This window comes from Bradyrhizobium yuanmingense (assembly GCF_025200905.1).
In the GTDB taxonomy this organism is placed as follows: domain Bacteria; phylum Pseudomonadota; class Alphaproteobacteria; order Rhizobiales; family Xanthobacteraceae; genus Bradyrhizobium; species Bradyrhizobium yuanmingense.
In genome coordinates, this window is sequence record NZ_CP104173.1 from 880,149 (window position 1) to 903,234 (window position 23,086).

Sequence of the window (23,086 nt, forward strand, 5' to 3'; positions counted from 1 at the left end):
ATAGAACAAAGCCGGGAGGATGATGGTGTTGAGCGAGCCTCGCGTCATGGCGAAGCACATCGAGCCGGGCATGCGCGTCGCGCTGCCCGTCGATTACGCCGGCGTCTCCATGGCCATGACGCGTCCAATGATCGAGCATGGCGCGGGCGATCTCGATCTGGTCTGCGTGCCAACCGGCGGATTGCAGCTCGACCAGCTTGTCGGCGCAGGTCTGGTCCGGACGGTGGAGACCAGTGCGGTCTCGCTGGGCGAAGCAGGTGGAGCGCCCCGGTTCAACGCGGCGGTCAAGGAAGGCGCGGTTCGACTGAAGGACGCGACCTGTCCTGCCATCCATGCGGGCCTGATGGCGGCGCAGAAGGGCAGCCCCTTCATGCCCCTTCGCGGGCTGATCGGAACGGATCTGCTGCGCCACCGCGACGATTGGCGTGTCGTCGACAATCCGCTGGCGGATGGAGGCGATCCGATCGTGCTGATTCCCGCCATCAAGCCTGACGTCACGATCTTCCATGTGCCGATGGCTGATCGCTTCGGCAATGTCTGGATCGGGCGACGCCGCGAGCTTGCCGCAATGGCCTACGCTTCGCAGACAGTTCTCGTCACGGTGGAGCGCATCGTCGAGGAAAATCTGCTCGCCGACGAGATGAGCGCGGCCGGCGTGCTGCCGGCACTCTACGTCACGGCAGTCGCGCGCGCACCGAAGGGCGCATGGCCATACGGTTTATGGGGCGAGTATCCCGCCGATAGCGCGGAGATCGCGCGTTATGCGAAGGCCGCGCGAACGGCCGATGGCTTCTCGGCCTATATGGCGCAGGCGCAGATGGAGCCCGCGTGATGTCGGACGTTCTCCCTCGCGAAGTGCTGATTTGCACGATCGCGCGGCTGCTCGATGGCGTCAGGCATGTTGCCGTAGGCGCCTCCTCTCCGATTCCTGCCGCTGGCGCGATGCTGCTGCGTGCAATGAAGGAGGCGCGTGGCGCCGTTGGTCCACGCATCTCCATCCTCGGTTCTGTCGAGCATAATTTCTTCACCAACGGTTCGGCGGAGCTGTTCGATTGTGCAGGTCAGGGCCGGATCGACGCGTTCTTCCTCGGCGGCGGCCAGATCGACGGCCTTGGCAACGTGAACCTCGTCGGCACCGGTGACTATCCGCGCTCCAGCGTGCGCTGGCCCGGCTCGTTCGGGTCGGCCTATCTCTATTTCGTCGTGCCGCGGGTCATCCTGTTCCGCGAGGAGCATACGCCGCGCGTCTTCGTCGAGAAGGTCGACTTCATCAGTGCCCCCGGCGTCAGTCCCGAGGGAGTCTTCCGGAGCGGCGGCCCCGTGGCTCTCTTGACCGGCAAGGGACTCTTTCGATTCGACAAGTCGCGGCCGGGGTTCGAGCTGGAGAGTGTTCACCCCGGGCACGATCTTGCGGAGATCAAGCAAGCGACCGGCTTTCGATTCGAGCATGAAGCCGAGCCGCGGCAGACCGCGCTGCCCGATCGATCGACACTCGATCTGCTCCGCGGCCGCGTGTTCGACGAACTCGCCGAGACCTATCCCGAATTCGCCGCGCAGATGCGGCGCGAACTTGGAGCGGTGGACGCATGAGCAGGATCAAACGGATCCCGCATTGCAGCCATTGGGGTGCGTACACGATCCTCCTCGAGGATAATCGCATCGTGGGCATCGAGCCGTTCCAGCACGATCCGGCGCCGTCCCCGATCATCCATTCTATTGCCGAATGGGCAAATCCCGAGCGGCGCGTGCTGCGGCCGATGGTCCGTTCCGGCTGGCTGGACAAGCGCGAAAAGAGCGATCGCCGCGGGCGTGGCCGAGAGAAGTTCGTTCCGGTCAGCTGGGACGAGGCGACGACGCTGGTTGCCGACGAAGTGCGCCGCGTCGCCGACGCGTTCGGGAACGCATCGATCTTTGCGGGCTCCTATGGTTGGACGAATTCGGGGCGCCTGCATCATGCCTCTTCGCTTCTGAAGCGCATGCTCAATCTGGTTGGCGGCTTCACCCGGCACGTCGATACCTATTCCATCGCGGCGGGTCCGGTGATCCTGCGCCACACGCTGGGCAACGACGACGCGTGTGGCGGCCGCGCCAATACGCTCGACACGATCGCGCAGCACACCGAGACGCTGGTGGTGTTCGGCGCTCTGTCGCCACGAACCGCGCAAAACGAGGCCGGAGGAATTGGCAGCCACCGCCTCGAGACTTATCTCAGGAAAATCGTCGAGCGTGGCGTCAAGGTCATCCACGTCTCACCGCTGAAGGACGATCTGCCGGACTGGGTCGATGCCGAATGGTGGCCGATCCGGCCGAACGCCGACACTGCGCTGATGCTCGGCCTCGCCGGCGAGATCGTGAAGGCCGGCCGGCACGACACTGATTTCCTTGCGCGCTGCACCAGCGGCGCGGATCGTCTTCTTCGCTATCTCGAAGGCAAGGCGGATGGCGGACGAAAGGACGCCTTGTGGGCCGCCGGCATCTGCGGGCTCGGTGCAGGCCAGATTGCCGAGCTCGCAAGGCGCCTGGTCGACACGCGGAGCATGTTGACGGTGAGCTGGAGTCTGCAGCGTGCCCATCACGGCGAACAGCCGTTCTGGGCGGCGCTCGGACTGGCCTCGATAATCGGCCAGATCGGGCTGCCGGGCGGCGGTGTCGGCTACGGCTATGCTTCGCTGGGAGGTGTCGGGGCCCCGCTCAATCTCGGCAAGTCTCCAGCCATTTCACAGCTGATGAGGCCGATCGACAGCTTCATCCCGGTGGCGCGCATCAGCGACATGCTGCTCAATCCCGGTCGGCCATTCAGCTATGAAGGCGAGATCCGCTCCTATCCGGATACGAGGCTGGTCTATTGGGCGGGCGGCAATCCTTACCACCATCATCAGGATCTCAACCGCCTGTCGGAAGCCTGGACGAGGCCCGAAACGATCATCGTGCAGGACCCGATGTTCACCGCGACAGCCCAACGGGCCGACATCGTGCTGCCGGCAACCACGTCGATCGAGCGTAACGATCTTGCCGGCAACAGGCGCTCCGACTTCATCCTGGCCATGAAGAAGGCCATCGAGCCGCTGGGCGAAGCCCGCTCCGACTTCGATATCTTCAACGCGATTGCAGGCAAGCTCGGTGTGGCCGAGCGCTTCAACGAAGGCCGCGACGAAATGGGTTGGGTCCGGCATCTCTACGAAGCCTGCCGGGACGACGCTTCGAAGCGCTTTGGTTTCGCCATGCCGGAGTTCGATGCGTTCTGGGAATCCGGCTATGCCCACTGCCCGGTCAAGGCAGACCACACGTTCCTGGCCGACTTCCGCAACGAGCCCGAGGAATACCCGCTCAACACCGAAAGCGGGAAGATCGTACTCGGCAGCGAGACGCTTGCCAGGCTCGACTATCCCGACTGCCGCTCGCATCCTGCCTGGATCGAGCCCGCCGAATGGCTCGGCACTGCAGAAGCTGGCCAAATGCACCTCATCTCGCATCAGCCGGCTGGTCGTCTTCACAGCCAGCTTGAAACCGGCCCATCGAGCCGCGTCATGAAACGCAATGGCCGTGAACAGGCCCGTCTTCATCCTGACGACGCGGCTGCTCTCGGCATCGTCGACGGCCAGACGATCCGCATCTGGAACGACCGCGGGGAATGCCTTGCGACTGCTGAGGTCAGCGACGAGGTCCGCCGGTGGGTGCTTGTGCTCCCGACCGGCGCCTGGTTCACACCGACCGGCAATAGCGGCCTCGAGGTCGCCGGCAATCCGAACGTGCTCACGCTCGACATCGGCACGTCTCAATTCGGCCAGGGCTGCTCGGCCCATACCTGCCTGGTGCGGGTCGAGCCCTACGCCGCCGATCGGCGCGATGCGTTCGAGGCCTATCAGGAAACGCTCGTCGCGCTTGCGGCAGTCTAACAGGAGCTTGGAACATGTCTGCAACCGCGATCAGCCGCTTTCCCGTTCCCGATATCGCGACGCTGCCGGAGGATATCCGCGCACGGATCGAGGCCGTTCAGGAGAAGTCTGGATTCGTCCCGAACGTCTTCCTGACACTTGCGCATCGTCCGGACGAGTTCCGGGCGTTCTTCGCCTATCACGACGCTCTCATGGACAAGCCGGGGCCGATCACCAAGGCCGAGCGCGAGATGATCGTCGTCGCGACCAGCAGCGCCAACCAATGCCAGTATTGCGTCGTGGCGCACGGCGCCATCCTGCGCGTGCGGGCGAAGAATCCGCTGATTGCGGACCAGGTCGCCGTCAACTACCGCAAGGCCGATATCACCGCGCGGCAAAGGGCGATGCTCGATTTCGCGATGAAGGTCTCGGTGCGCGCCTATGAGGTGGACGATTCCGACCTCGTGGATCTCAAGGGACATGGATTCACCGAGGAGGACGTCTGGGACATCGCAGCCATCGCTGCATTCTTCGGCATGTCGAACCGCCTCGCCAACGTCACCAGCATGCGTCCGAACGACGAGTTCTTCGCGATGGGACGCTAAACGCCGCGAACGAGAGCTGCAATGGTATCGCTGGTCATCGACAGGCGCTTCCGGGGCCCACCCAACTCCGGCAACGGCGGTTATGTATGCGGATGTCTCGCAAGGCACGTCAGTGGAGACGCCGAAGTGACGTTGCGCGCCCCACCGCCGCTGGAGCGGTCGCTCGACGTGCTGACGGGGGCCGACGGCGGGATCGAGTTGCGCGAGAAAGACAAGCTGCTCGCGACGGTGCGTGCAACAGACATCGATGTGCCGGACGTTCCCAGGGTAAGCTACGAGGCGGCCGAAGAGGCGGCCGGCCGAACACCCTACGAAGAGCAGACCCATAACCTTCCGACTTGTTTTGTCTGTGGCCCCGCGCGTGGTCACGGCGATGGTCTTCGCATCTTCGCAGGCCCGCTGCAGGCGGGCGCTGTCCCGGGCAAGCCCGTCGTGTTCGCGGCCTCCTGGGTACCTCATCGGAGCCTGTCCGGTGCGGACGGCCATGTCGCGCCCGAATTCGTCTGGGCCGCTCTCGATTGCCCGACCGGCTATTGCAGCGTTGGCGCCCGTCACCTGGGATTGAAGGGCGACGAAACGGCGCTGCTCGGACGCATGGCCGCTCGGATCGAACGCCGGCCGCGTCCCGGAGATCGATGTGCGGTGGTGGCGTGGCCGACCGGGCGGGAAGGCCGCAAGTTGTTTGCCGAGAGTGCTTTGCTCGATGCCGAGCAGGAGGTGCTGGCGACCGCGCGAGCCACCTGGCTGTTGGTCGACCGTCAGGTCCAGCTCGGAGCAAGTGCATGAACCAGGGTGGAAGCAAGGTATGATCGGCCGCGAAGCAGAGCTCGAACTTCGTCAATCCATCATCGACGCGTGCCGCGAGATGGCGGCGCAAGGCATCAACCAGGGAACGTCCGGAAACATCAGCGTTCGAGCCGACGACGGCATCCTCCTGACGCCGTCCGGTCTTCCCTACGACCGCATGAAGCCCGAAGACATCGTGGCCATGAAGTGGGACGGCTCATGGACTGCATCGGCCGGCAATGTTCCGTCGACCGAATGGCGTTTTCACCTCGACATCCTCAAGTCGAAGCCGGAGGTTGGCGCCGTCGTTCACGCCCATCCGGTCTTTTGCACCATCATCGCGATCATGAATCGCTCGATCCCTGCGATTCACTACATGATTGCCGCGGCCGGCGGCAACGACATCCCCTGCGCGCCCTATGCGCAATATGGTACGGCCGAACTGTCGCAGGCGGCCCTGAACGCGCTTCGCTATCGCCGCGCCTGCCTCCTCGCACATCACGGGCTGATCGCCATCGGTCCCAACCTGCGCAAAGCCTTGTGGCTCGCGGTGGAGGTCGAGGTGCTCGCCAAGCAGTATCACGGCTGTCTTCAACTTGGCTCTCCTCCGCTGCTACCGGACGAGGAGATCGACAGCATCCTGAAGCGATGGGGGCATTACGGCCTGCGCGATAGCGAGGGCGCGCCCAAGATTACCCAGCTGTCGAGCTAGATCACGAATAATCCCCTGCCTTGCGAGAACTCATGGCCTACACTCACGACGTCAGCGTCTGCGGCACTTACATCCTGGATATTCTCGGGGTCCCCGTTACCGAGATCCCACCCGGAGGTGGCCGGTTGTTGATCGAGGAAATCCGGCTCGCGGTCGCCGGCACGGCCGGCGGAACGGTCGTTCCTTGCGCGCGGCTCGGCTTGAAGGCGCTCGCGGTTGGTGCCGTCGGCTCCGACGAGAAGGCTGATTGGATGCTGAACGCGCTGGAGCGCGAAGGCATCGATATCGCTCTGATGGAGCGAATGACCGGCGCTCCAACCTCTGCAACGATTTTGCCGATCCGGCCCGACGGCTCGCGTCCGGTCATGCATGCGAGGGGCGCCTCAGCCCGATGGCGGATCGCGCCCGAAACGCAAGTAGCCGCATGCCGGAGCAAAATTCTCCATCTCGGCGGGGTCGGCTCTCTGCTTGCGATGGATGGAGCGCCTTCCGTCGCATTGCTTCAGGACGCGAAAGCCGCTGGTTGCACGACGACGCTCGATCTCATCCAGGCGCGGCGTGAGACGCTGGCGCTGGTCGAGCCTCTGCTGCCTTACGTTGACTTCTTCATGCCGAGCATCGACGAGACCAACGCCATGGTGGGAACCGACGATCCCGCCGCATGCGCCCGGTTCTTCATCGACAAGGGAGCAGGGGCCTGCGCCATCTCTCTCGGCGCCGATGGTTCCTTCGTGATGACCCGCGACGGGCGCCAGTTCACGGTGCCGGCGTTCGACGTTGCCGTTCGCGATACGTCGGGATGCGGCGATTCCTATACGGGCGGCTTCATCGCGGGGCTGGCTCGCGACTGGGACCTGCTCGACTGCGCCAAGCTCGCGACCGCGACGGCCGCGATCGTCGCGACGGGGCTGGGTTCGGGCGCCAATCTCGTATCCTTCGAGGAAACCGTGAAGGCCATGAACACCTTGCCAGTCCGCAAGCCGGCTCGCGCCTGATCTTTTCAACGCCGGTAAAGAACCAACATTCATTGGAAATAACAGGGGAGAACGCAACATGGCCCGACATGCGATCGTGACGGGAGCAAGCCGCGGCATTGGCCGTGCAATAGCCATTGGGCTTGCAAGGCGAGGCTACGATCTCGCGCTGACCGACATCGCGGCCCAGGAGAAGGTTCTGCTCGAGACCGTCGCCGAGGTCGGCAAGCTTGGCGGCCGCTGCATCCCGGTGCTGGGCGACGTCAGCGATATCGGCGATTGCAGGCGTGCGGTGGCTGAAGCCGTCCAGGGTCTCGGGCACGTCGATGTCCTCGTCAACAATGCGGGCATCCTCAGGCTGGCGACGATCGACGAGCTGACGACCGAGACATGGGATCAGACCTTCGCCGTCAACACGCGCGGCGTCTTCCAGATGACCCAGGCCGTGGTGCCACATATGAAGGAGCGCAAATACGGGCGGATCGTCAACATCGCCTCGCTCGCCGCTCGAACGGGCGGTCCGGGACAGTCCCACTATGCTGCATCGAAGTCGGCGGTGGTCGGCTTCACCCGGGTGTCGTCCATGGAGTTCGGCGGCTACGGCATCACGGTCAATGCCGTATGCCCGGGCATCATCGTGACGGAGATGGGGATGAACAATCTCCGCGATCCCGAGCGTGTCGCCTATTTCGAGAAGGTCACGGACCTGCACCGGCTCGGGCAGCCGGAGGACGTCGTCGGGCCCGTTGCGTTCTTTGCGTCTGACGATTCTGCGTTTGTGACCGGCCAAGCCCTCAACGTGGACGGAGGCATCTTTTACAGTTAGCAACGGGGTCGATCCGCTCTAACTAACCTATTGCGGCTCGATCCCGGCTGCCTTGATAATCCTTCCCCATTTGCCGATCTCAGCCTTGAGAAAGGCTTCAAGGGCTTCCGGCGTCGCGCGTTCGGGTTCAACCGGGGACATGCTGAGCTCACCAAACCGATCGATCAGGGCGGGATCCTTCAGCGCGGTCTGCAGCGCGCCGACGAGTTGGTCGACTACGGGCTTCGGCGTGCCGCGCGGGGCGTAGAGGCCATACCAGGTCGTCACGTCGAACGCGGGAAGGCCGGCCTCGGCCGAGGTCGGCACGTTCGGCAGCGTTGCAACCCGCTTCTTGCTCGTGATCGCGTAGCCCTTGATCGTGTTCGACTGAATATAAGGCGTCGGCCCGGTTGCAGGGTCGCAATAAACGTCGATGTGGCCGGCGATGACGTCGTTCAGCGCTGGGCCGCCGCCCTTGTAGTAGATCGGGGTGAGCTTGGTATCGGTGGTGCTCATGAACATCAAGCCGCAGAGCTGTGAGGCCGAGCCGAGACCGACATTGCCGAAGGTGATCTTGTCGCCGGCATTGCGGATCCGCGCAATGAGCTCGTTGAGATCCTTGGCAGGAAAGTTCGGCCGCGCCACGAGGATCATCGGGACGTCGGTGACGAGCCCGATCGGGGCGAAATCGCCGACCGGATCGAACGGCAGCTTGGCGTAGAGGGCCGGCGCGGTGGCCTGGCCGACATGCATCAGCAGCAGCGTGTAGCCGTCGGCGGCCGCCTTGGCGACACGGTTGGTGCCGAGCGTGCCGCCGGCGCCGACGACGTTTTCGATCACGATCGACTGTTTCAGCGTCGCACTCATCGCGCCGCCGAGGATGCGTGCGATCACGTCGCCGGGACCGCCAGCTGAGAACGGCACGATCATCGTGACCGGGCGGGTGGGGTAGTCTTCCGCAATGGCTGCGCGGCAGGGATAGAGCAGGACAAGCAGGATCAGCGATCGTACGAGATACGTCATCGAACACTCCCTGGCGGCAATGTTTTAGTCGTCGGAAGGCGCCGCCTCCTTGGCTGCCGACGATTTTTCTATCATGTCGAGCGCGGCCACCGCAGCCGCATTGATGTGGTCGACGCAGCAGCGCTCGGCGAGGTCCGCATCGCCGTTCTGGATCGCGCGCCAGATCGCGGTAACCTCGCGCAAGCTCTTGTTGATCCGCTTCGGCTGCGACATCGAGGTGATCCGCAACAGCTGGATTCGGTCATGCAGCGGCTTGAGCATGCGCTCGATGAACGCGTTGCGGCAGCCACCGATCAGAGCGGCGTAAAAGTCGGTCTTGGCTTCCAGGCATCCGACGAGGTCCTGCTTGGCTGCGGCTGCCTTCAGCCGGGTCAGGGCTTCCCCGATCCGGCGAGCCACTTCCGGGTCGTGAAGCCTGGCGCATTCACGGCCGGCGAAGCCTTCGAGCACCGCGCGGGCGGCGTAGAGCTGCCGGGCCTCCTCCAGGCTGATCGTGGAGACCACAGGGCCGCGGTGAGGGACCGTATTGACCAGCCCGTCGGCCTCGAGGGCGCGTAGTGCTTCGCGGATCGAGGGGCGGCTGACGCCCATCATCTCGCAGAGCTCGCGCTCGACCAGGCGCTGGCCCGGTTTCAGCGTGCCGGACATGATCGCCTCGCGCAGCTTTTGCGCCACCATCGCTCGGACGGTCGGTACGTCATCGATGCGGAGTGTCGACTGCAATTCGCGGCGTCTTTCCATGTCCGGGCCTTGGTTGGAATGATTCAATACCGGTTTACAGGCAGAATCATCATTTCGGCAATTTGAACGTGGGCGGGCTGATCCAGGGCGAACACGATCGAGCGGGCGATGTCGGCCGGCTCAAGCGCCATCCTGAACTGGTCGAAATAGTCCTTTTCCTTCTGCTTGTCGCCGCGGTAGCGGGTCAGGATGATGTTGGTCCTGGTCAGGCCGGGCTGGAGCTCGGTGACCCGGATCGCGGTGTCCGCCAGCTCGCCCCGGAGGGTCTCGGTGAACATGTGCACGCCCGCCTTGCTGGTGCTGTAGGCCGCCATATCCGGGACTATACGGACGGCGTTGATAGAGCTGATGTTGACGATATGGCCGGCGTTGCGCTTGACCATGTCGGGGAGGATCGCGCGGGTGACGCGCATCAGGCCAATCAGGTTGGTCTGGATGATGTTGGACCAGTCGTCGGCGGAGCCGGCGTCGAAGCGTGTCCGGCCGCCGATGTCATGCCCGGCATTGTTGATGAGGATTTCGACCGGCTTGAAATGAGCAGGGATGGCCTCCGGCAGACTATCCACGTTCCGGAAATCGCTGACGTCGAGCTGAATCGGAAACACCCTGTCGCCGACGGTGGCCGCCAGCTGCTGAAGCGCCTCGGCGTCACGATCGACCAGCACGACGCGGCGGCCGCTGTCCAGCAGCGCCTTGGTGATGGCACGTCCCATGCCGCCGGCAGCGCCGGTCAGGACGACGGTCTGGCCTGGTTGTTCGGTCATCTCAGCACTCCCATTCCAATGCTCTCATGCGATTGACCAGCCGCCGTCGATGGGCAGGCTGGCGCCGGTGATGTCATTTGCCGCGGTGCAGCAGAGAAAGATGACCATGGCGGCGACCGCATCCATTTCGACGAAGCGCTGCGTCGGCTGGCGCTCGCCAAGATATTCGCGGGTCACGTCATCGACGGGGCGTCCGCTATTCGCTGCCATCGTCGCGATCTTGTTCAGGATCGCCGGCGTCGGCAGCGTACCCGGGCAGAGCGCGTTGCAGGTGATTCCGCTGCGGGCGGTCTCGATGGCCACCGCGCGGGTCATGCCGAGGATTGCCGCTTTGGTCGTGACGTAGTCGATGCGATCTTCGACCGCGCGGCTCGAATAGATCGAGCCGATATTGATGATCCGGCCCCAGCCGCGCTGCTTCATCGCGGGCAGCGCAAGGCGGATCAGGTGGAACGGCGCCGACAGGTTAACAGCGAGCGCCTGGTCCCAGCGATCGGGTGGAAACTGCTCGATCGTCGAGAAATGCCTGACAACGGCGTTGTTGACAAGGATGTCGATGACTCCGCAGCGGTCGAGCAGGCCGACCATCATGCTCTCGATGTCGTCGCGCCCGGACAGATCGGCAGCGGCGGGGATGACCTCGATGCCGAAGCGGGCGCTGAGGTCGTCCGCGGGCTGCTTCGGCGCAACGAGGTCGTGCAGGACAATGTTGCAGCCCGCGCCGGCCAGGCCTTCCGCGATGGCGAGGCCAAGGCCTGCGGTCGCGCCGGTCACGAGTGCCCATTTGCCCTTCATCGCAGCCCGCCCGCCCTTATTTCTTGTCGAGCTCGGCGAAGACTTCCTTCGCGTTGCGGAACGCGTCCACGCCGGCCGGCACGCCGCAATAGATCGCGACCTGCATGAAGACCTCGCGGATCTCCTCTTTGGTCGCGCCATTGGCGAGGGCGCCGCGGACGTGGGTCTTCAGTTCGTGCGGACGGTTGAGCGCGCAGAGCATCGCCAGATTGAGGAAGCTGCGCGTCTTTCGCGTCAGCCCTTCGCGGCCCCAGACGTAACCCCAGCAATACTCGGTGGTCAGATCCTGCATCGGGCGGTTGAACTCGTCCGCGGACGCGATCGCCTTGTCGACGAACTCGCTGCCGAGCACGCTTTTGCGGATTTCGAGGCCGCGGTCGTAGGTCGCCTTGTCCATTCTGTTCTCCGTTTCTCGTTCGGGCGTTCTCAGGTCTTCGGCCAGAACGGTTTGGCCAGCGCAAGCTCAGGCGGGAACACCGTCACCGGCACGCCGGATTGCCACTGCACGATGGTCATGCCGGCGCCGACGCGGCGGCCTTTCTGGTCGAACTTGATCTCGCCGAGCGGGTAATATTTCGAGGGGCCTGCATCCATGGTGCGCAGCGCTTCGCCGACGGCAACGCGGTCGGCCTTGCCGGCCTTCTCCAGCGCGTCCTTGATCACCCACATGTCGCCATAGGTGGAGATCGCATTCTGCGTCATCCACGGCTCCTTGTAGCGGGTCTTCAACTCGGCGATCAGCGCCTCGTGGCCCTTGGCGCCCCAGCTCGCAACGCAGGTCAGGACTCCCTGGAGCAGTTCCGGGCTCACGGTCTGCAGCATGTCAGGCTCGGCGATGGCGATGCCGAACGAGATGGTCGGCACCTTGCCCTGGCCGAGGCCGAACTCGTTCATCTTCTCGAGCAGCAGCTTGGCGTCGGAGATCACCGTCGGCAGGAAGAAGAGCAGGTCGGGCTTGGCCGAGCGAATCTTCTGAACCAGCGACGTCGCGTCCGCCAGCGGCGGCGTGAAGGTCTCGTCCACGATCAGCTGCAGCTGGTTCTCTGCCAAGAGGCCCTCGCGCATCGATTTCGCCGAGGCGATCGACGCGGCCGTGTTGTCGGTGAGGATCGCGACCGTCTTCGGCCGCTTGCCCGATGCCGTCTCGGCCAGCTTGATGATTTGCGGCAAGGCCTGACGGGCCTGTGAGGCTGCCGTGGCCGAGGTCTGGAATACGTATTTGAAGCCGCGATCCGTGATCAGATCGGAGTAGGAGAGGGTGAGGACGGGCAAGTTGGCGCGTTCCGTGACCTCGGTGACCGCGAGCGTGAAGGATGACAGGTAGGCGCCGCTTGCCGCGACCAGGTCGCTCTCCTGCGCCACCATACGCTGGGCGGCGTTCTTGGCCTTCTCAGTTGTGTCGCCGGAATCGAGCACCAGGAGCTTCAGCTTGGCGCCGCCGAGCGCCTTGACTCCGCCTTGCGCGTTGATGTGCTCGACCGCCATCTCGGCGCCCTGACGCATCACCGTGCCGGGACGGGCGTAGATGCCGGAGATCGGCACCAAGAGGCCGACTTTCACCTCAGATGGCTGCTGTGCCCAGGCACGGGATGCGATCAGCGTGCCGGACGCGCCCGCAAGCAGTGTTCGACGGGTGATCCTGATCTTGCTCGTTGTTCTCATGACAATCCTCCTCCCTGAAAAGCGTGCGATGCTATTTCTTCGGCCAGAACGGCTGCGCCTGCGCGAGCTCGGGCGGATAGACGGTGACTGGCACGCCCGATTGCCATTGCACGATGACGACGCCGGCGCCGACCCTGCGGCCCTTCTCGTCGAACTTGAGCTGTCCGCCGGGATAGTATTTCGACGGTCCGGCATCCATGGTGCGGAAGGCCTGCGCGACCGCATTGCGGTCGGCCTTACCGGCCTTTTCCAAGGCTTCCTTCATCAGCCACATGTCGCCATAGGTCGAGATGACGTTCTGCGTCATCCAGGGCTCCTTGTATTTCGCCTTGAGCTCGGCGATCAGCGCCTCGTGACCTTTCGAGCCCCAATTGGCGACGATGGTCATGATGCCCTGCACTGTCTCCGGGCTCACGCTCTGCAGCATGTCCGGTTCGGCGATGGTGATGCTGAAGGACACGGTCGGGATCTTGCCCTGGCCAAGGCCAAACTCGCTGATCTTCTCGAGCCCCAGCTTGGCGTCCGACACCGCGTTCGGCATGAACAGCAGCAGATCGGGCTTGGCCGAGCGGACTTTCTGGATCAGCGGCGTCGCATCCGACAGCGGCGGGGTCCAGACTTCCTCGACGACGAGCTGGAGGCCTTCCTGCGCGAACAGCTTCTCCTTCAGCGCCTTGGCCGTGGCAACCGAAGTCGCGGTGTTGTCCATCAGCATCGCGACCGTCTTCGGCTTCTTGCCCGAGGCGTTCTCCGCGAGCTTCATCAGAGTCGGCAATCCGAGCTCGGACTGGCGGCTCGCGGTCGCGGCGGTCTGGAAGATGTATTTGAAACCGCGGTCGGTCAGAAGGTCCGAATAGGACAGCGTCAGCACCGGCAGCTCGGCACGCTCGGTCACCTCGGTGACCGCCAGCGTGAAGGACGAGAGATAGGAGCCGGTGGCAGCGACGAGATCCGGCTCCTGCGCCACCATGCGTTGCGCCGCGTTCTTGGCCTTCTCGGTGGTGTCGCCGCAATCGATCACGACGAGCTTCAGCTTGGCGCCGCCGAGCGCCTTGATGCCGCCCTGCGCGTTGATGTGCTCGATACCCATCTCGGCGCCCATCTTCATCACCTGGCCGGGGCGGGTGTAGATGCCCGACAGCGGCACGATCAGCCCGACCTTGATCTCGGCCGGTGTCTGCGCGCGTGCCACGCCGGCAAGGCCCACGGCGGCGGCGCCGGACAGCACGGTCCGTCGCGAGAGTCCCTCCGATGTCTTGTTCATTTTGTTTACTCCCTGGTCTTTTTTATGGTTGTCACATGCCGAGATAGGCCTTGCGCACGCGGTCGTCGGCGCGCAGCGTGTCGTTGTTGCCTTCGAGCACGACATGGCCGGCTTCGAGGACGTAGCCGTGGTCCGCGGATTCCAGCGCTTCCGCGACGCGCTGCTCGACCAGCAGCATGGTCAGCCCGGACTGGCGGCGAATCTCGATCAGCCGATCGAAGATGAAGTCGGCGGTTGAGGGCGCCAGCCCCATCGAGGGTTCGTCCAGCATCAAGAGTTTCGGCGAGGAGGCGAGGCCGCGGCCGATCGCGAGCATCTGCTGCTGGCCGCCTGACATCGTGCCCGCGAACTGGCTGCGACGCTCCTTCAGCACCGGAAGCCATTCGAAGATGCGCTCGATGTTGCTCTGCCAGTCGCGTCGACCGCTCTCCGTCATCGCACCCATCTCCAGATTCTCCATCACGGTCAGCGAGGGAAAGACCTGGCGGCCCTCGGGGACGTGGGCGATGCCGAGATGGGCGCGCTGCGGCGGCGGCACTGCGAGGAGGTCGACGCCGTCGAAGGTGATGGCCCCGCCGCTCGGCTTGACGATGCCGGAGATGGTCTTGAACAGCGTGGTCTTGCCGGCGCCGTTTGGCCCGACGATGGCGACGAACTGGCCGGCGCCGACATTGATCGAGATGTCGTTCAGCACGGGTTTGGCGGAATAGCCCGCGCTCAATCCCTCAATTCGCAGCATGGCCCACCCATTTCTTGCCGAGATAGGCCTCGATCACCCGGTTGTCGCGCGTCACCACTTCCGGCAGGCCTTCGGTGATGACGGCGCCGTGGTCGAGTACGACGAACCTGTCGACCAGCCGGACCATCGCCTGCATCGTGTGCTCGATGATCGCGATGGTCATGCCGTCGCGCGCGAGCTGCTGGATCACGGCGACGACCTCGTCCGCCTCGCCGTGGCCGAGGCCCGCGAGGGTCTCGTCGAGCAGCAGGATGCGTGGTTGGCCGGCGATCGCGCGGGCAAGCTCCATCAGCCGCAGCTCCTTGGTCGAAAGCTCGCCGGCGACACGGTCGGCGACGGCAGAGAGCCCGACACGGGCAACTGCATCGGCGGCAAGCTTGCGGGCTTCGTCGTCGGACCGCGCGCGCACATAGGCACCGACCACGACATTGTCGAGGATCGACATGCGCAGGAATGGTCGCATCACCTGGAAGGTGCGGCCGATGCCGGCCTCGCAGATCACGTGCGGCCGTTGGCCGGACATGTTGCGGCCATCGATCAAGACCTCGCCCTCGCTCGGTTTCAGGAAGCCGTTGAGGAGATTGAACAGCGTGGTCTTGCCGGCGCCATTGGGGCCGATGATGCCGAGGATCTCGTTCTGGTGCAGCTTGAAGCTGACATCCTGCACGGCCTTGAGGCCGCCGAAGGACCGCGACAGGTTCTTGACTTCGAGCATGACTTCCCCGGTGGCAGCCCGCTGTCGCGGTGCGGGCTTCAGCGTGGTGACGTTGGCAGCCGATGTTTCGGGCAGGTCGGAGGCAGGCGCCTTAGGCGCGATCCGTTTGCGCAGGAGATCGCGCAGCTTCCAGAACAGGCCTTCCGGGGCCAGCAGGATGACGCAGACGATGGCGAAGCCGAAGATCACGCCCTGGATGCCGGGGAAGCGCGCGCCGGCTTCGGCATGCAGTATCTCGGCGAGCGGGATCAGGATCACGGAGCCGATCACCGGCCCCCAGACCGTGCCGACGCCGCCGAACATCGCGACCGTCAGCGCCTGGGCCGACACCAGCATGCCGAACACCGATTGCGGCGTCACGACCAATAACACCTGCGCGTAAAAGCCGCCGATCGCCGCGGCAATGGCCCCGCTAAGCGTAATCGCGCGCAGCTTCCAGGCGAGCGTATTGATCCCGGCTGCCTCGGCGGCGGCCTCGTTCTGCTTGATTGCGAGCAGTGCCATGCCGAAGCGGGAGCGCTCGATGAATTGCGTCAGCACGATGGTGGCAAGCATGATTGCGAGTCCCAGCAGCGTGTAGATGCGCGGATCGGCGAATTGCATGTAGGCGATCGGCGCGTCGCGCTTGATCGGAAGGGTCACCTCCTGGAAGCCGAGCCACTCGAACACGTAGAGGATGGCAAGCGGGTAGGCGAGCATCGCCAGGGCGAAATAGTGGCCCTGGAGGCGGAAGGTCGGAAATCCGATCAGCAGCCCGGCGATGCCGCCAAGCACGGCGGCAATGGGGATCAGCAGCCAGGGGGAGATGTCGAAGTAGATCTGGCCAAGCGCGGTTGCATAGGCGCCGATGCCGAAGAACGCGGCGTGGCCGAACGAGATCAGCCCGGTGTAGCCGCTGAGCAGGTTCCAGGAGAGGCCGAACACCGCCCACACCGGCACCAGCGTCAGGATGAGCTGGTAGTAGGAGTTGGTGACGCCGAGCGACAGCGCAGCATAGGCGATGGTGAAGAGCAGGGGAGGAAGAAAGGAGCGCATCCGGAGCATGATCACGTCCTCTCCACCATCCGCCCGAAGAAGCCTTGCGGTCGAAAGAAGATGATGAGGAGGAAGACGGCGAAGATCGCGGCGTTCTGCAGCTGCGTCGGCAGGATCAGCGTCGACATCTGCTGCACGAGCCCGATCGTCATGCCGCCCCAGAACGCGCCGATGATGCTGCCCATGCCGCCGAGCACGACGCCCGCATACATGACGATGACGTATTCGAGGCCGACGAACGGGTGGAACGGATAGTTCGTAGCGAGGAGGCCGCCGGCGATCGCCGTGATGCCGCAGCCGAGCGCGAAGGCGGTTCGGTGCGCGCGGTCGACGTCGATGCCCATATAGGTCGCGGCGGTCGGATTATCCGCGGCGGCGCGAAGCGATTTGCCGATCCGCGTGCGCGTGATCAGCAGCGAAAGCAGGATCATCATGACCAGCGAAACGATCATGTCGATGCTGCGGGCCTTGTTGAGAAAGATGCTCATGTCGAAGAAGGGGCCGAGCTCCCACGCCGAGCTCGACAGCGGCGTGCGGATCGAGGCCAGCACCGAGCCGAACACGATGAGGCCGCCGTTCTGCAGGATCAGCGCGATGCCGAGCGTGAGGATCAGCTGGGCGTAGTGTCCCTCGCCTTCGAGCGAGGCGGTGCGCGTCCCCGAGACGTGCGAGATCAGTGCCCGGTGGACGAAGTAGCCGAATACGGCAAGCACGGGGCCGGCCAGCAGGATGGAGACGAACGGTCCGACGGCATTGCCGAAGAACGACTGAACGCCGGCGGCGGTGAACAGATAGAAGGCAGTGTACATGCCGAGCATCATGAAATCGCCATGGGCGAAGTTAATGACGCGCATGACGCCGAAGATCAGGCCGAGCCCGACGCACATCAGGCCGTAGACGGCGCCGATCAGAAGGCCCGCGGCGAGCGCTTGCAAAAATCCTTCCATCAGCTTCGCCTCCGCGCGGCTGACGAACCTAAGCGGGTCTCGAAGTCGACCATGTTTCCCCCGTACTCTCCGGCACTTCTTATGATGCCGATCGTAAAACCCGTTCCGCCGTGTCCAGGCGGCATAGTGCTGCGATATCGCCGGCGTTGCCGAGCCGTTCGCAGCTCTCGATGAGTTGCTCCAACTGGCACGTGCGGTCCTCACCGAGGACTCCCTGAGCGGCAGTGCGAAAGCGCGTGCGAATATCTGAAGGCGTTGCGGCGATGACGTCGGGTAGCGCGTGCCGGATCGTCCGGCCGCTCTGCAGATGCACGGTCACATCCGCGCCCTGCTTGTCGGGGAACGCGGTGGTGAAGCCGACATCCGGCTCAAGCTTCGTGATCGCAACCAGGCGGATGATATCGACATCATCGAGTTCGGCGTAGTTGCCTTCCTCGATCTCGCCCCTCACGAGGGTGGCCGCGACGCTGAAGGGAATGCTCATCTTGGCCTGGAGCGCGTTCCGATACGGGCCGGTGGAGGCGCACCCAGGATAGCGCACGGCGGCATCGGGAGCGCGAACGACGACGCTGTCGATCTCCTCGGTGCCGGCGAGTTCGTGCGAGACGCGAAGGGCCGCTTGCGCGGCGGTCTGCGCGAAATTGCAGGCCGGGACCGGCTTGTTGTAGACCGCCATGATCTCGCATTCGCCATTCGGGAACAGCGCGATGCTGTCGGGCGCGGCCCGGCGACCATAGGCGGCGAACAGGCCCGCTTCGCCTTCGAGGATCGTTTCGGAGCCGAAAGCGCCGGCTGCGGCGAGGCCGATTGCCTTGATCGCATTGCTGGCGGCGAAGCCCGGATGAAAATACATGTCGGAGCCGCCTGCATGCGGCCACTCGTTGAGACCGCTGGACGTGTTGGCCGCGATCGCGATGGCGCTGGTCGCTGCGTCTTCGGACAGGTTGAGCGCGAAACTTCCGGCGAGCGCCGCGCCCAGAGGGGCCACGAGGCCGGTCGGACGATAGAGCCGGGCGAGATCGGAGGTCAGCAACGCGCGGCCGATCCGCGCGCCGGTCTCATAGCCGATTATCGCGGCTGCGAGCAGCCTTGAGCCGTGCAGCTGCGACTGTTCGGACAGCGCGAGCAATGTGGGCCAGATCACCACGCCGTGGTGCGCAATGCTGGCGGCATGCATGTCTTCCCGCACGAGTCCGTGCCCCATCACGGCATTGGCGAAGGCGGCATCGGCCGGCAAGGAGAGTCGCGACATTCCGACGATGGTTGCGCTGCCGCCACCTTGTGCGACCGCGATTGCCTGACGACTCCAGGGATGATGGCCCGCCTCGAAGGCGCAGGACAGGAAGTCGAGCAGGCAGAGCTTGGCCTTGGCGACCACTTCAGGCCCGAAATCTCCGAGATCAACGGCAAGTGCGCTCCGCGCCATCTGGCGCGCGAGCGATACCTTGCCTGATCCGGTCGGGCTGTTCGTCATCGCAAGTGTTTCTCCCAAAGGCTCTTGCGCTCAGCCGCGCATCTCGACCCCGGCCCACTCCTCGAGCACCTTGGCGATCGAGGTGAAATCGGATGACGGGCCGTATTTGGCGTTGGTAATCGCCAGCATCTGCCGTACCACTGCGCCGCAGACCATCGGCACGCCCATGGCCTCGGCCTCGTCCACGCAGAGACGGACGTCCTTGTAGGAAAGGCCGGTGGCGAATCCGAAATCGAACGTGCCCGGCAGCACCGAACGGGGAAATTTGTCTTCGGAGGCGCTGTTGCGGCCGCTGCTGGCGTTGATGATATCGATCAGCACCTTGGCGTTGACGCCGCCCTTGACGCCCATGGCGACCGCTTCCGACGTGATCACCAGTGCCGCCGCCGCCATCAGATTGTTGGCGAGCTTGGCGGTCTGCGCCACGCCGGGCTTGTCGCCGGTGTAGAACAGCTTGCCGAAATTCTTCAGGATCGGCTGCACGATGTCGTAAGTCGCTTGCGGGCACGATACCATAACGGCGAGCGTGCCGTTCACGGCGCCCTTGATGCCGCCGCTGACGGGCGCATCGACCAGCGTCATGCCTTTGGCTTTCAGCCCTTCCGCAACGAGCTTCGCCGCGCCGGGACCAGAGGTCGAGAGATCAACGACGATCTTGGCGCGGTTGCCGCTGCTGATGCCGTCCTCGCCGAGAGTGACGCCCTTGACGATGTCGGGCGTCGGCAGACTGGCGAGCACGATGTCGGCGCGCGAGGCGACGTCGGCCGGCGACTTGCCGACCAAGGCGCCGCGCTTGACCAGCGGCTGCGTCGCGTCGGTCTGCGTGTCGTAGACGACGAGCGAATAGCCCGCGTCCATCAACCGCCCCGCCATGGGGCCGCCCATGCGGCCCGTTCCGATCACACCGAGCGTCTCTCCCGCCATCGTTCACTCCCTGTCGCGCGATCCCACGCGGGGCGCGCCGTCTTGATCTTGTCGTTGTCAGTTCGCCGGCCGGCCCTGACGACCGCCGTCGTTGCGGCGGCGGGTTCCCGTGCCAGCGTGCCGGATTGTTATGATTGTCAGACAAGCTGTCAAGCATAACATTTGGGGTCGACAGTTTGCCGCGGATCGGCATAAGGTCCGAAAAACGAGGAAGACGCCCCGCGTGCCGCAAGACCCAATTCCCAGCGTGAGCAGGACGCTCGCCGATTTCGTCGCGGCGACATCGTGGGCGGACGTGGAGGCGCAGAGCGGCGAGGCGCGACGCTCGATACTGAATTTCTTCGCCACGGCACTCGGCTCCGCACGCGATCCGGTGGTGATGGCGGCGATGCGAACCCTGTCGCCGTTCAGCGGCGCCGCGACCGCGACGGTCATCGGTCATTCGCAGCCGATGGACGCGATGTGCGCATCGTTTCTCAACGCCATCTCGGCCAATCTGCTCGATTTCGATGACACCCATCCCGAGACGATCATTCATCCGGCGGCACCGGTCGCAGCTCCAGTCCTCGCACTCGCGGAGACGCATAAACTGTCTGGACGCGAATTGTTGACGGCGTTCATCCTCGGTGTGGACGTCGAATGCCGCATCGGCGCCGCCGTTTCGCCGCGCCATTATGCGCGCGGCTGGCACATCACCTCGACCTGCGGGATCTTTGGCGCCGCGGCGGCTTGCGCCAAACTATTGGGGCTGCCCGCGGAGGGCATTGCGAATGCCATCGGGCTCGCGGCGAGCCAGTCGGCAGGCAATGTCGAGAACCTGCCCAGTGCCGCGAAGAATGTCAGCGTCGGCAACGCGGCGCGCAACGGTTTGTTTGCGGCGCTGCTTGCAGAGCAGGGTTATGAGGCGGCCCCCCACGCCATTGAAGGCCCGCTCGGTTGGGCACGCACCATGGGTGACGAGCCGGATATTGCCCGCTTGCTTGATGGTCTCGGCAAGACCTTTGAGATCGCCAAGAACACCTACAAGCCCTATCCCGCCGGCATCGTTTCTCATGCGGTCATTGATGCCTGCCTTCAGTTGCGGGAGCGGATCGGTCGGCGATTCGATCAGATTGACACCGTGACCGTTCAAGGCTCGACGCTGCTGCTTGCGCGCGGCGACCGCCCCGTCAACAACGAGCGCGATGCGCGCGTCAGCATCCATCATTGCGTGGCGTGCGGATTGCTGCTCGGCAGAGCCGGCGTTGCCGAGTTTGCACGCGAGACGGTCGTCCGGCCCGATATCGTGCAGCTGCGGCAGAAGGTGAGGGCGGAGTGGGATGACGGGATGCCGGATGGTGCGGCACGCGCGACCGTGCGCCTGTTGTCCGGCGAGGTTTTCACCGAGACCGTCATCTCGCCGCGCGGCAGCCGGGCAGCGCCGCTGGAAGATCGCGATCTCGAGGCCAAGCTGCGCGAAAGCGTGCGAACGGGCCAGAGCAATTGGGACGCGGACGGTGTCATCGACGCCGTCTGGCGTCTCGATGCGGTGGCTGACGTCGCCGAACTGCTGCGATCGTTGCGGCCGCCCTCGGCGATGCGCCGAACAACTTCCATCTAGACTCTCGCAAGACGTGAAAGGGACGATCATGACCAAGACCGAACTGTTCGAAAAGGGCCTCAAAGTCCGCAAGGAGGTGCTCGGCGAGGACTACGTCAACAAATCGATCGCCGGTGCCGACGAGTTCACGCGCACGATGGCGGAATGGTCCACCGAATTCTGCTGGGGCGCGCTGTGGACGCGGCCCGGCGTCGACCGTCGCACGCGCTCGATCGTCAATTTGGCGATGCTCGGCGCACTGAACCGGCCGCACGAGCTGAAGCTGCACGTGAAGGGCGCGTTGAAGAACGGGCTGACCAAGGAGGAGATCAAGGAGATCCTGCTCCAGGTCGCGGTCTATTGCGGCGTGCCCGCCGGCATCGACGCTTTCCGCAACGCACGCGAGGCCTTCAACGAGGTCGACGCGGCCGGCTCCTGAGCAAATCCATGGCTGACCCGATCTACGAACTCTTCGCCATCCGCTACGCAACGCGGGATGCGCAGCGGAGCGACCACTTCATCGGCGGCGATCCGCATGACGGGCCGATGCCGATGGACTATTTCATGTGGCTGGCGCGGGGAGGTGGGCGCACCTTCGTCATCGATACCGGATTTAACGCCGAAATTGCGAAGCAGCGCAGGCGGACATTCTTGCGCTGCCCGGTGGAGACTCTTGTTGCGTTCGATATCAAGCCGGCCGAGATCAAGGACGTGATCCTCACACATCTGCACTACGACCATGCCGGCAATTTCGACCGCTTTCCGAACGCACGATTTCATCTCCAGGAGCGCGAGCTTGCCTACGCCACCGGCCGCTACATGCAATATCCGAGGTTGTCGCATTCTTTCGAGGTCGAGGACGTCTGCGGCATCGTGCGGCTGAACTATGCGCGCCGAGTCCTGTTCTACGATGGCGATGCTGAGATCGCTCCCGGGCTAACGGTCCATGCGGCGGGCGGACATTCCGCCGGGCTTCAATTCGTCCGGGTCAACACGCGCCGCGGTCCGGTCGTGCTCGCTTCCGACGTCAGTCATTTCTACGAAAACCTGACCAGCGAGCGTCCTTTTACGACGGCGTTTCATGTCGGCGACATGCTGGCGGGGTTCGACAAACTGCGCGCCGCAGCGCCGGATGCGGACCACATCGTTCCAGGTCACGATCCGCTCGTCATGATGCATTATCCAGCGCCGACCCCGGATCTGGACGGGATCGCGGTCCGCTTGGATGTGGCGCCGTCCGGGCCTCCTCACTCCTAGGGCGGCGAGAGGACCACGCACCGCATCCTTGTCGAGCTTCCGCATCTTCAACTCTGGCACGATCTGCGGCCGATCGGAGACGGCTGACTATCCTGCCAGAAAGCCGCCATCGATGGCGACGACGGTGCCGGGCGCGTATTGCGAGGCCGGCATGCAGAGGAACGCAACCGCGCAGCATCTAGATCATGATGCGGTCAGGTTGGAGGCGCCAAGCGGATTGGAACGGAAGGTCTTCGCCAAGCATCGCTACATCGGCTCGATGCCGACCTTCTTTGATCCCGGCGCACTTCGTGGACTCGGAGATCATGAAGTCGGTCAGGCCCTTGGAGTCGATCAATCTCGGCTTACCCAAGCGAAAGGTCTGCGCTGTTTGTTGAAATATCCGGTTTGATGTCCGTCAGGCAGGGTGA

24 protein-coding genes are annotated in these 23,086 nt (G+C 64.3%); 12 read left to right on the forward strand and 12 right to left on the reverse strand.

All coding sequences use genetic code 11. From position 1 onward, the window contains the following. Window positions 1–22 precede the first annotated feature (22 nt). The 8 genes from N2605_RS04235 to N2605_RS04270 all read left to right on the forward strand — a co-directional run bounded on the left by N2605_RS04235 (window position 23) and on the right by N2605_RS04270 (window position 7,778). The gene (locus N2605_RS04235; protein WP_128262920.1) at window positions 23–832 is read left to right on the forward strand and encodes a CoA transferase subunit A; all 810 of its coding nucleotides are present in this window, start codon (window positions 23–25) and stop codon (window positions 830–832) included. Then, window positions 832–1,590, forward strand: coding sequence for a CoA transferase (locus N2605_RS04240; RefSeq protein ID WP_225189085.1), 759 nt, complete (start codon window positions 832–834; stop codon window positions 1,588–1,590). The genes N2605_RS04235 and N2605_RS04240 overlap by 1 nt, the downstream gene beginning before the upstream one ends. Beyond that, window positions 1,587–3,896, forward strand: coding sequence for a molybdopterin-dependent oxidoreductase (locus tag N2605_RS04245; protein WP_260345913.1), 2,310 nt, complete (start codon window positions 1,587–1,589; stop codon window positions 3,894–3,896). The genes N2605_RS04240 and N2605_RS04245 overlap by 4 nt, the downstream gene beginning before the upstream one ends. A gap of 14 nt (window positions 3,897–3,910) precedes the next feature. Further along, complete coding sequence (locus N2605_RS04250; protein ID WP_036026687.1) at window positions 3,911–4,480, forward strand: peroxidase-related enzyme; 570 nt, start codon at window positions 3,911–3,913, stop codon at window positions 4,478–4,480. A gap of 126 nt (window positions 4,481–4,606) precedes the next feature. After that, complete coding sequence (locus N2605_RS04255) at window positions 4,607–5,266, forward strand: hypothetical protein (protein WP_311735354.1); 660 nt, start codon at window positions 4,607–4,609, stop codon at window positions 5,264–5,266. Window positions 5,267–5,285: 19 nt separating this feature from the next. After that, window positions 5,286–5,978, forward strand: coding sequence for an L-fuculose-phosphate aldolase (locus tag N2605_RS04260; protein ID WP_225147736.1), 693 nt, complete (start codon window positions 5,286–5,288; stop codon window positions 5,976–5,978). A gap of 32 nt (window positions 5,979–6,010) precedes the next feature. After that, complete coding sequence (locus N2605_RS04265) at window positions 6,011–6,973, forward strand: carbohydrate kinase family protein (RefSeq protein WP_225147735.1); 963 nt, start codon at window positions 6,011–6,013, stop codon at window positions 6,971–6,973. 58 nt (window positions 6,974–7,031) lie between these two features. Continuing rightward, window positions 7,032–7,778 (forward strand): SDR family NAD(P)-dependent oxidoreductase, encoded by a 747-nt coding sequence (locus N2605_RS04270; protein ID WP_057026125.1) that lies wholly within the window; start codon window positions 7,032–7,034, stop codon window positions 7,776–7,778. A 27-nt stretch (window positions 7,779–7,805) separates the two neighbouring features. Here the strand turns inward: N2605_RS04270 and N2605_RS04275 are convergent, their stop codons facing one another. The 12 genes from N2605_RS04275 to N2605_RS04330 all read right to left on the reverse strand — a co-directional run bounded on the left by N2605_RS04275 (window position 7,806) and on the right by N2605_RS04330 (window position 19,840). Continuing rightward, window positions 7,806–8,780 (reverse strand): tripartite tricarboxylate transporter substrate-binding protein, encoded by a 975-nt coding sequence (locus tag N2605_RS04275; protein WP_225189089.1) that lies wholly within the window; start codon window positions 8,778–8,780, stop codon window positions 7,806–7,808. Window positions 8,781–8,804: 24 nt separating this feature from the next. Further along, complete coding sequence (locus N2605_RS04280) at window positions 8,805–9,521, reverse strand: GntR family transcriptional regulator (RefSeq protein WP_050991723.1); 717 nt, start codon at window positions 9,519–9,521, stop codon at window positions 8,805–8,807. Between the two features lie 23 nt (window positions 9,522–9,544). Then, window positions 9,545–10,285 carry an SDR family oxidoreductase gene (locus N2605_RS04285; RefSeq protein WP_225157899.1) on the reverse strand — a complete coding sequence of 247 codons (741 nt, stop codon included), beginning with the start codon at window positions 10,283–10,285 and terminating at the stop codon, window positions 9,545–9,547. Between the two features lie 24 nt (window positions 10,286–10,309). Continuing rightward, window positions 10,310–11,080: an SDR family oxidoreductase gene (locus tag N2605_RS04290; RefSeq protein ID WP_260345915.1), complete on the reverse strand. Its 771-nt coding sequence runs from the start codon at window positions 11,078–11,080 to the stop codon at window positions 10,310–10,312. 16 nt (window positions 11,081–11,096) lie between these two features. Beyond that, complete coding sequence (locus N2605_RS04295; protein WP_036011548.1) at window positions 11,097–11,477, reverse strand: carboxymuconolactone decarboxylase family protein; 381 nt, start codon at window positions 11,475–11,477, stop codon at window positions 11,097–11,099. Window positions 11,478–11,506: 29 nt separating this feature from the next. Beyond that, a complete protein-coding gene (locus tag N2605_RS04300; RefSeq protein WP_225157900.1) occupies window positions 11,507–12,742 on the reverse strand; it encodes an ABC transporter substrate-binding protein in 1,236 nt (411 codons plus the stop codon). Window positions 12,743–12,773: 31 nt separating this feature from the next. Beyond that, window positions 12,774–14,006, reverse strand: coding sequence for an ABC transporter substrate-binding protein (locus tag N2605_RS04305; protein WP_128262831.1), 1,233 nt, complete (start codon window positions 14,004–14,006; stop codon window positions 12,774–12,776). Between the two features lie 31 nt (window positions 14,007–14,037). Further along, the gene (locus N2605_RS04310) at window positions 14,038–14,745 is read right to left on the reverse strand and encodes an ABC transporter ATP-binding protein (protein ID WP_036011537.1); all 708 of its coding nucleotides are present in this window, start codon (window positions 14,743–14,745) and stop codon (window positions 14,038–14,040) included. Then, window positions 14,732–16,504, reverse strand: coding sequence for a branched-chain amino acid ABC transporter ATP-binding protein/permease (locus tag N2605_RS04315; protein ID WP_225128799.1), 1,773 nt, complete (start codon window positions 16,502–16,504; stop codon window positions 14,732–14,734). The genes N2605_RS04310 and N2605_RS04315 overlap by 14 nt, the downstream gene beginning before the upstream one ends. A gap of 2 nt (window positions 16,505–16,506) precedes the next feature. Next, window positions 16,507–17,442 (reverse strand): branched-chain amino acid ABC transporter permease, encoded by a 936-nt coding sequence (locus N2605_RS04320; RefSeq protein ID WP_036035780.1) that lies wholly within the window; start codon window positions 17,440–17,442, stop codon window positions 16,507–16,509. 79 nt (window positions 17,443–17,521) lie between these two features. After that, window positions 17,522–18,916 carry an MmgE/PrpD family protein gene (locus tag N2605_RS04325; RefSeq protein ID WP_225157901.1) on the reverse strand — a complete coding sequence of 465 codons (1,395 nt, stop codon included), beginning with the start codon at window positions 18,914–18,916 and terminating at the stop codon, window positions 17,522–17,524. A gap of 30 nt (window positions 18,917–18,946) precedes the next feature. Further along, the gene (locus N2605_RS04330; protein ID WP_225112286.1) at window positions 18,947–19,840 is read right to left on the reverse strand and encodes an NAD(P)-dependent oxidoreductase; all 894 of its coding nucleotides are present in this window, start codon (window positions 19,838–19,840) and stop codon (window positions 18,947–18,949) included. A 295-nt stretch (window positions 19,841–20,135) separates the two neighbouring features. Here N2605_RS04330 and N2605_RS04335 point away from each other — a divergent pair, with 295 nt between their 5' ends. From N2605_RS04335 to N2605_RS04350, 4 genes are all read left to right on the forward strand, one after another. After that, a complete protein-coding gene (locus N2605_RS04335; protein ID WP_260345916.1) occupies window positions 20,136–21,440 on the forward strand; it encodes an MmgE/PrpD family protein in 1,305 nt (434 codons plus the stop codon). A 28-nt stretch (window positions 21,441–21,468) separates the two neighbouring features. Further along, window positions 21,469–21,858 carry a carboxymuconolactone decarboxylase family protein gene (locus tag N2605_RS04340; protein WP_036011521.1) on the forward strand — a complete coding sequence of 130 codons (390 nt, stop codon included), beginning with the start codon at window positions 21,469–21,471 and terminating at the stop codon, window positions 21,856–21,858. 8 nt (window positions 21,859–21,866) lie between these two features. Next, a complete protein-coding gene (locus tag N2605_RS04345) occupies window positions 21,867–22,676 on the forward strand; it encodes an N-acyl homoserine lactonase family protein (RefSeq protein ID WP_260345917.1) in 810 nt (269 codons plus the stop codon). Between the two features lie 112 nt (window positions 22,677–22,788). Beyond that, window positions 22,789–23,067: a hypothetical protein gene (locus N2605_RS04350; protein WP_260345918.1), complete on the forward strand. Its 279-nt coding sequence runs from the start codon at window positions 22,789–22,791 to the stop codon at window positions 23,065–23,067. The last annotated feature ends 19 nt before the right edge of the window (window positions 23,068–23,086 follow it).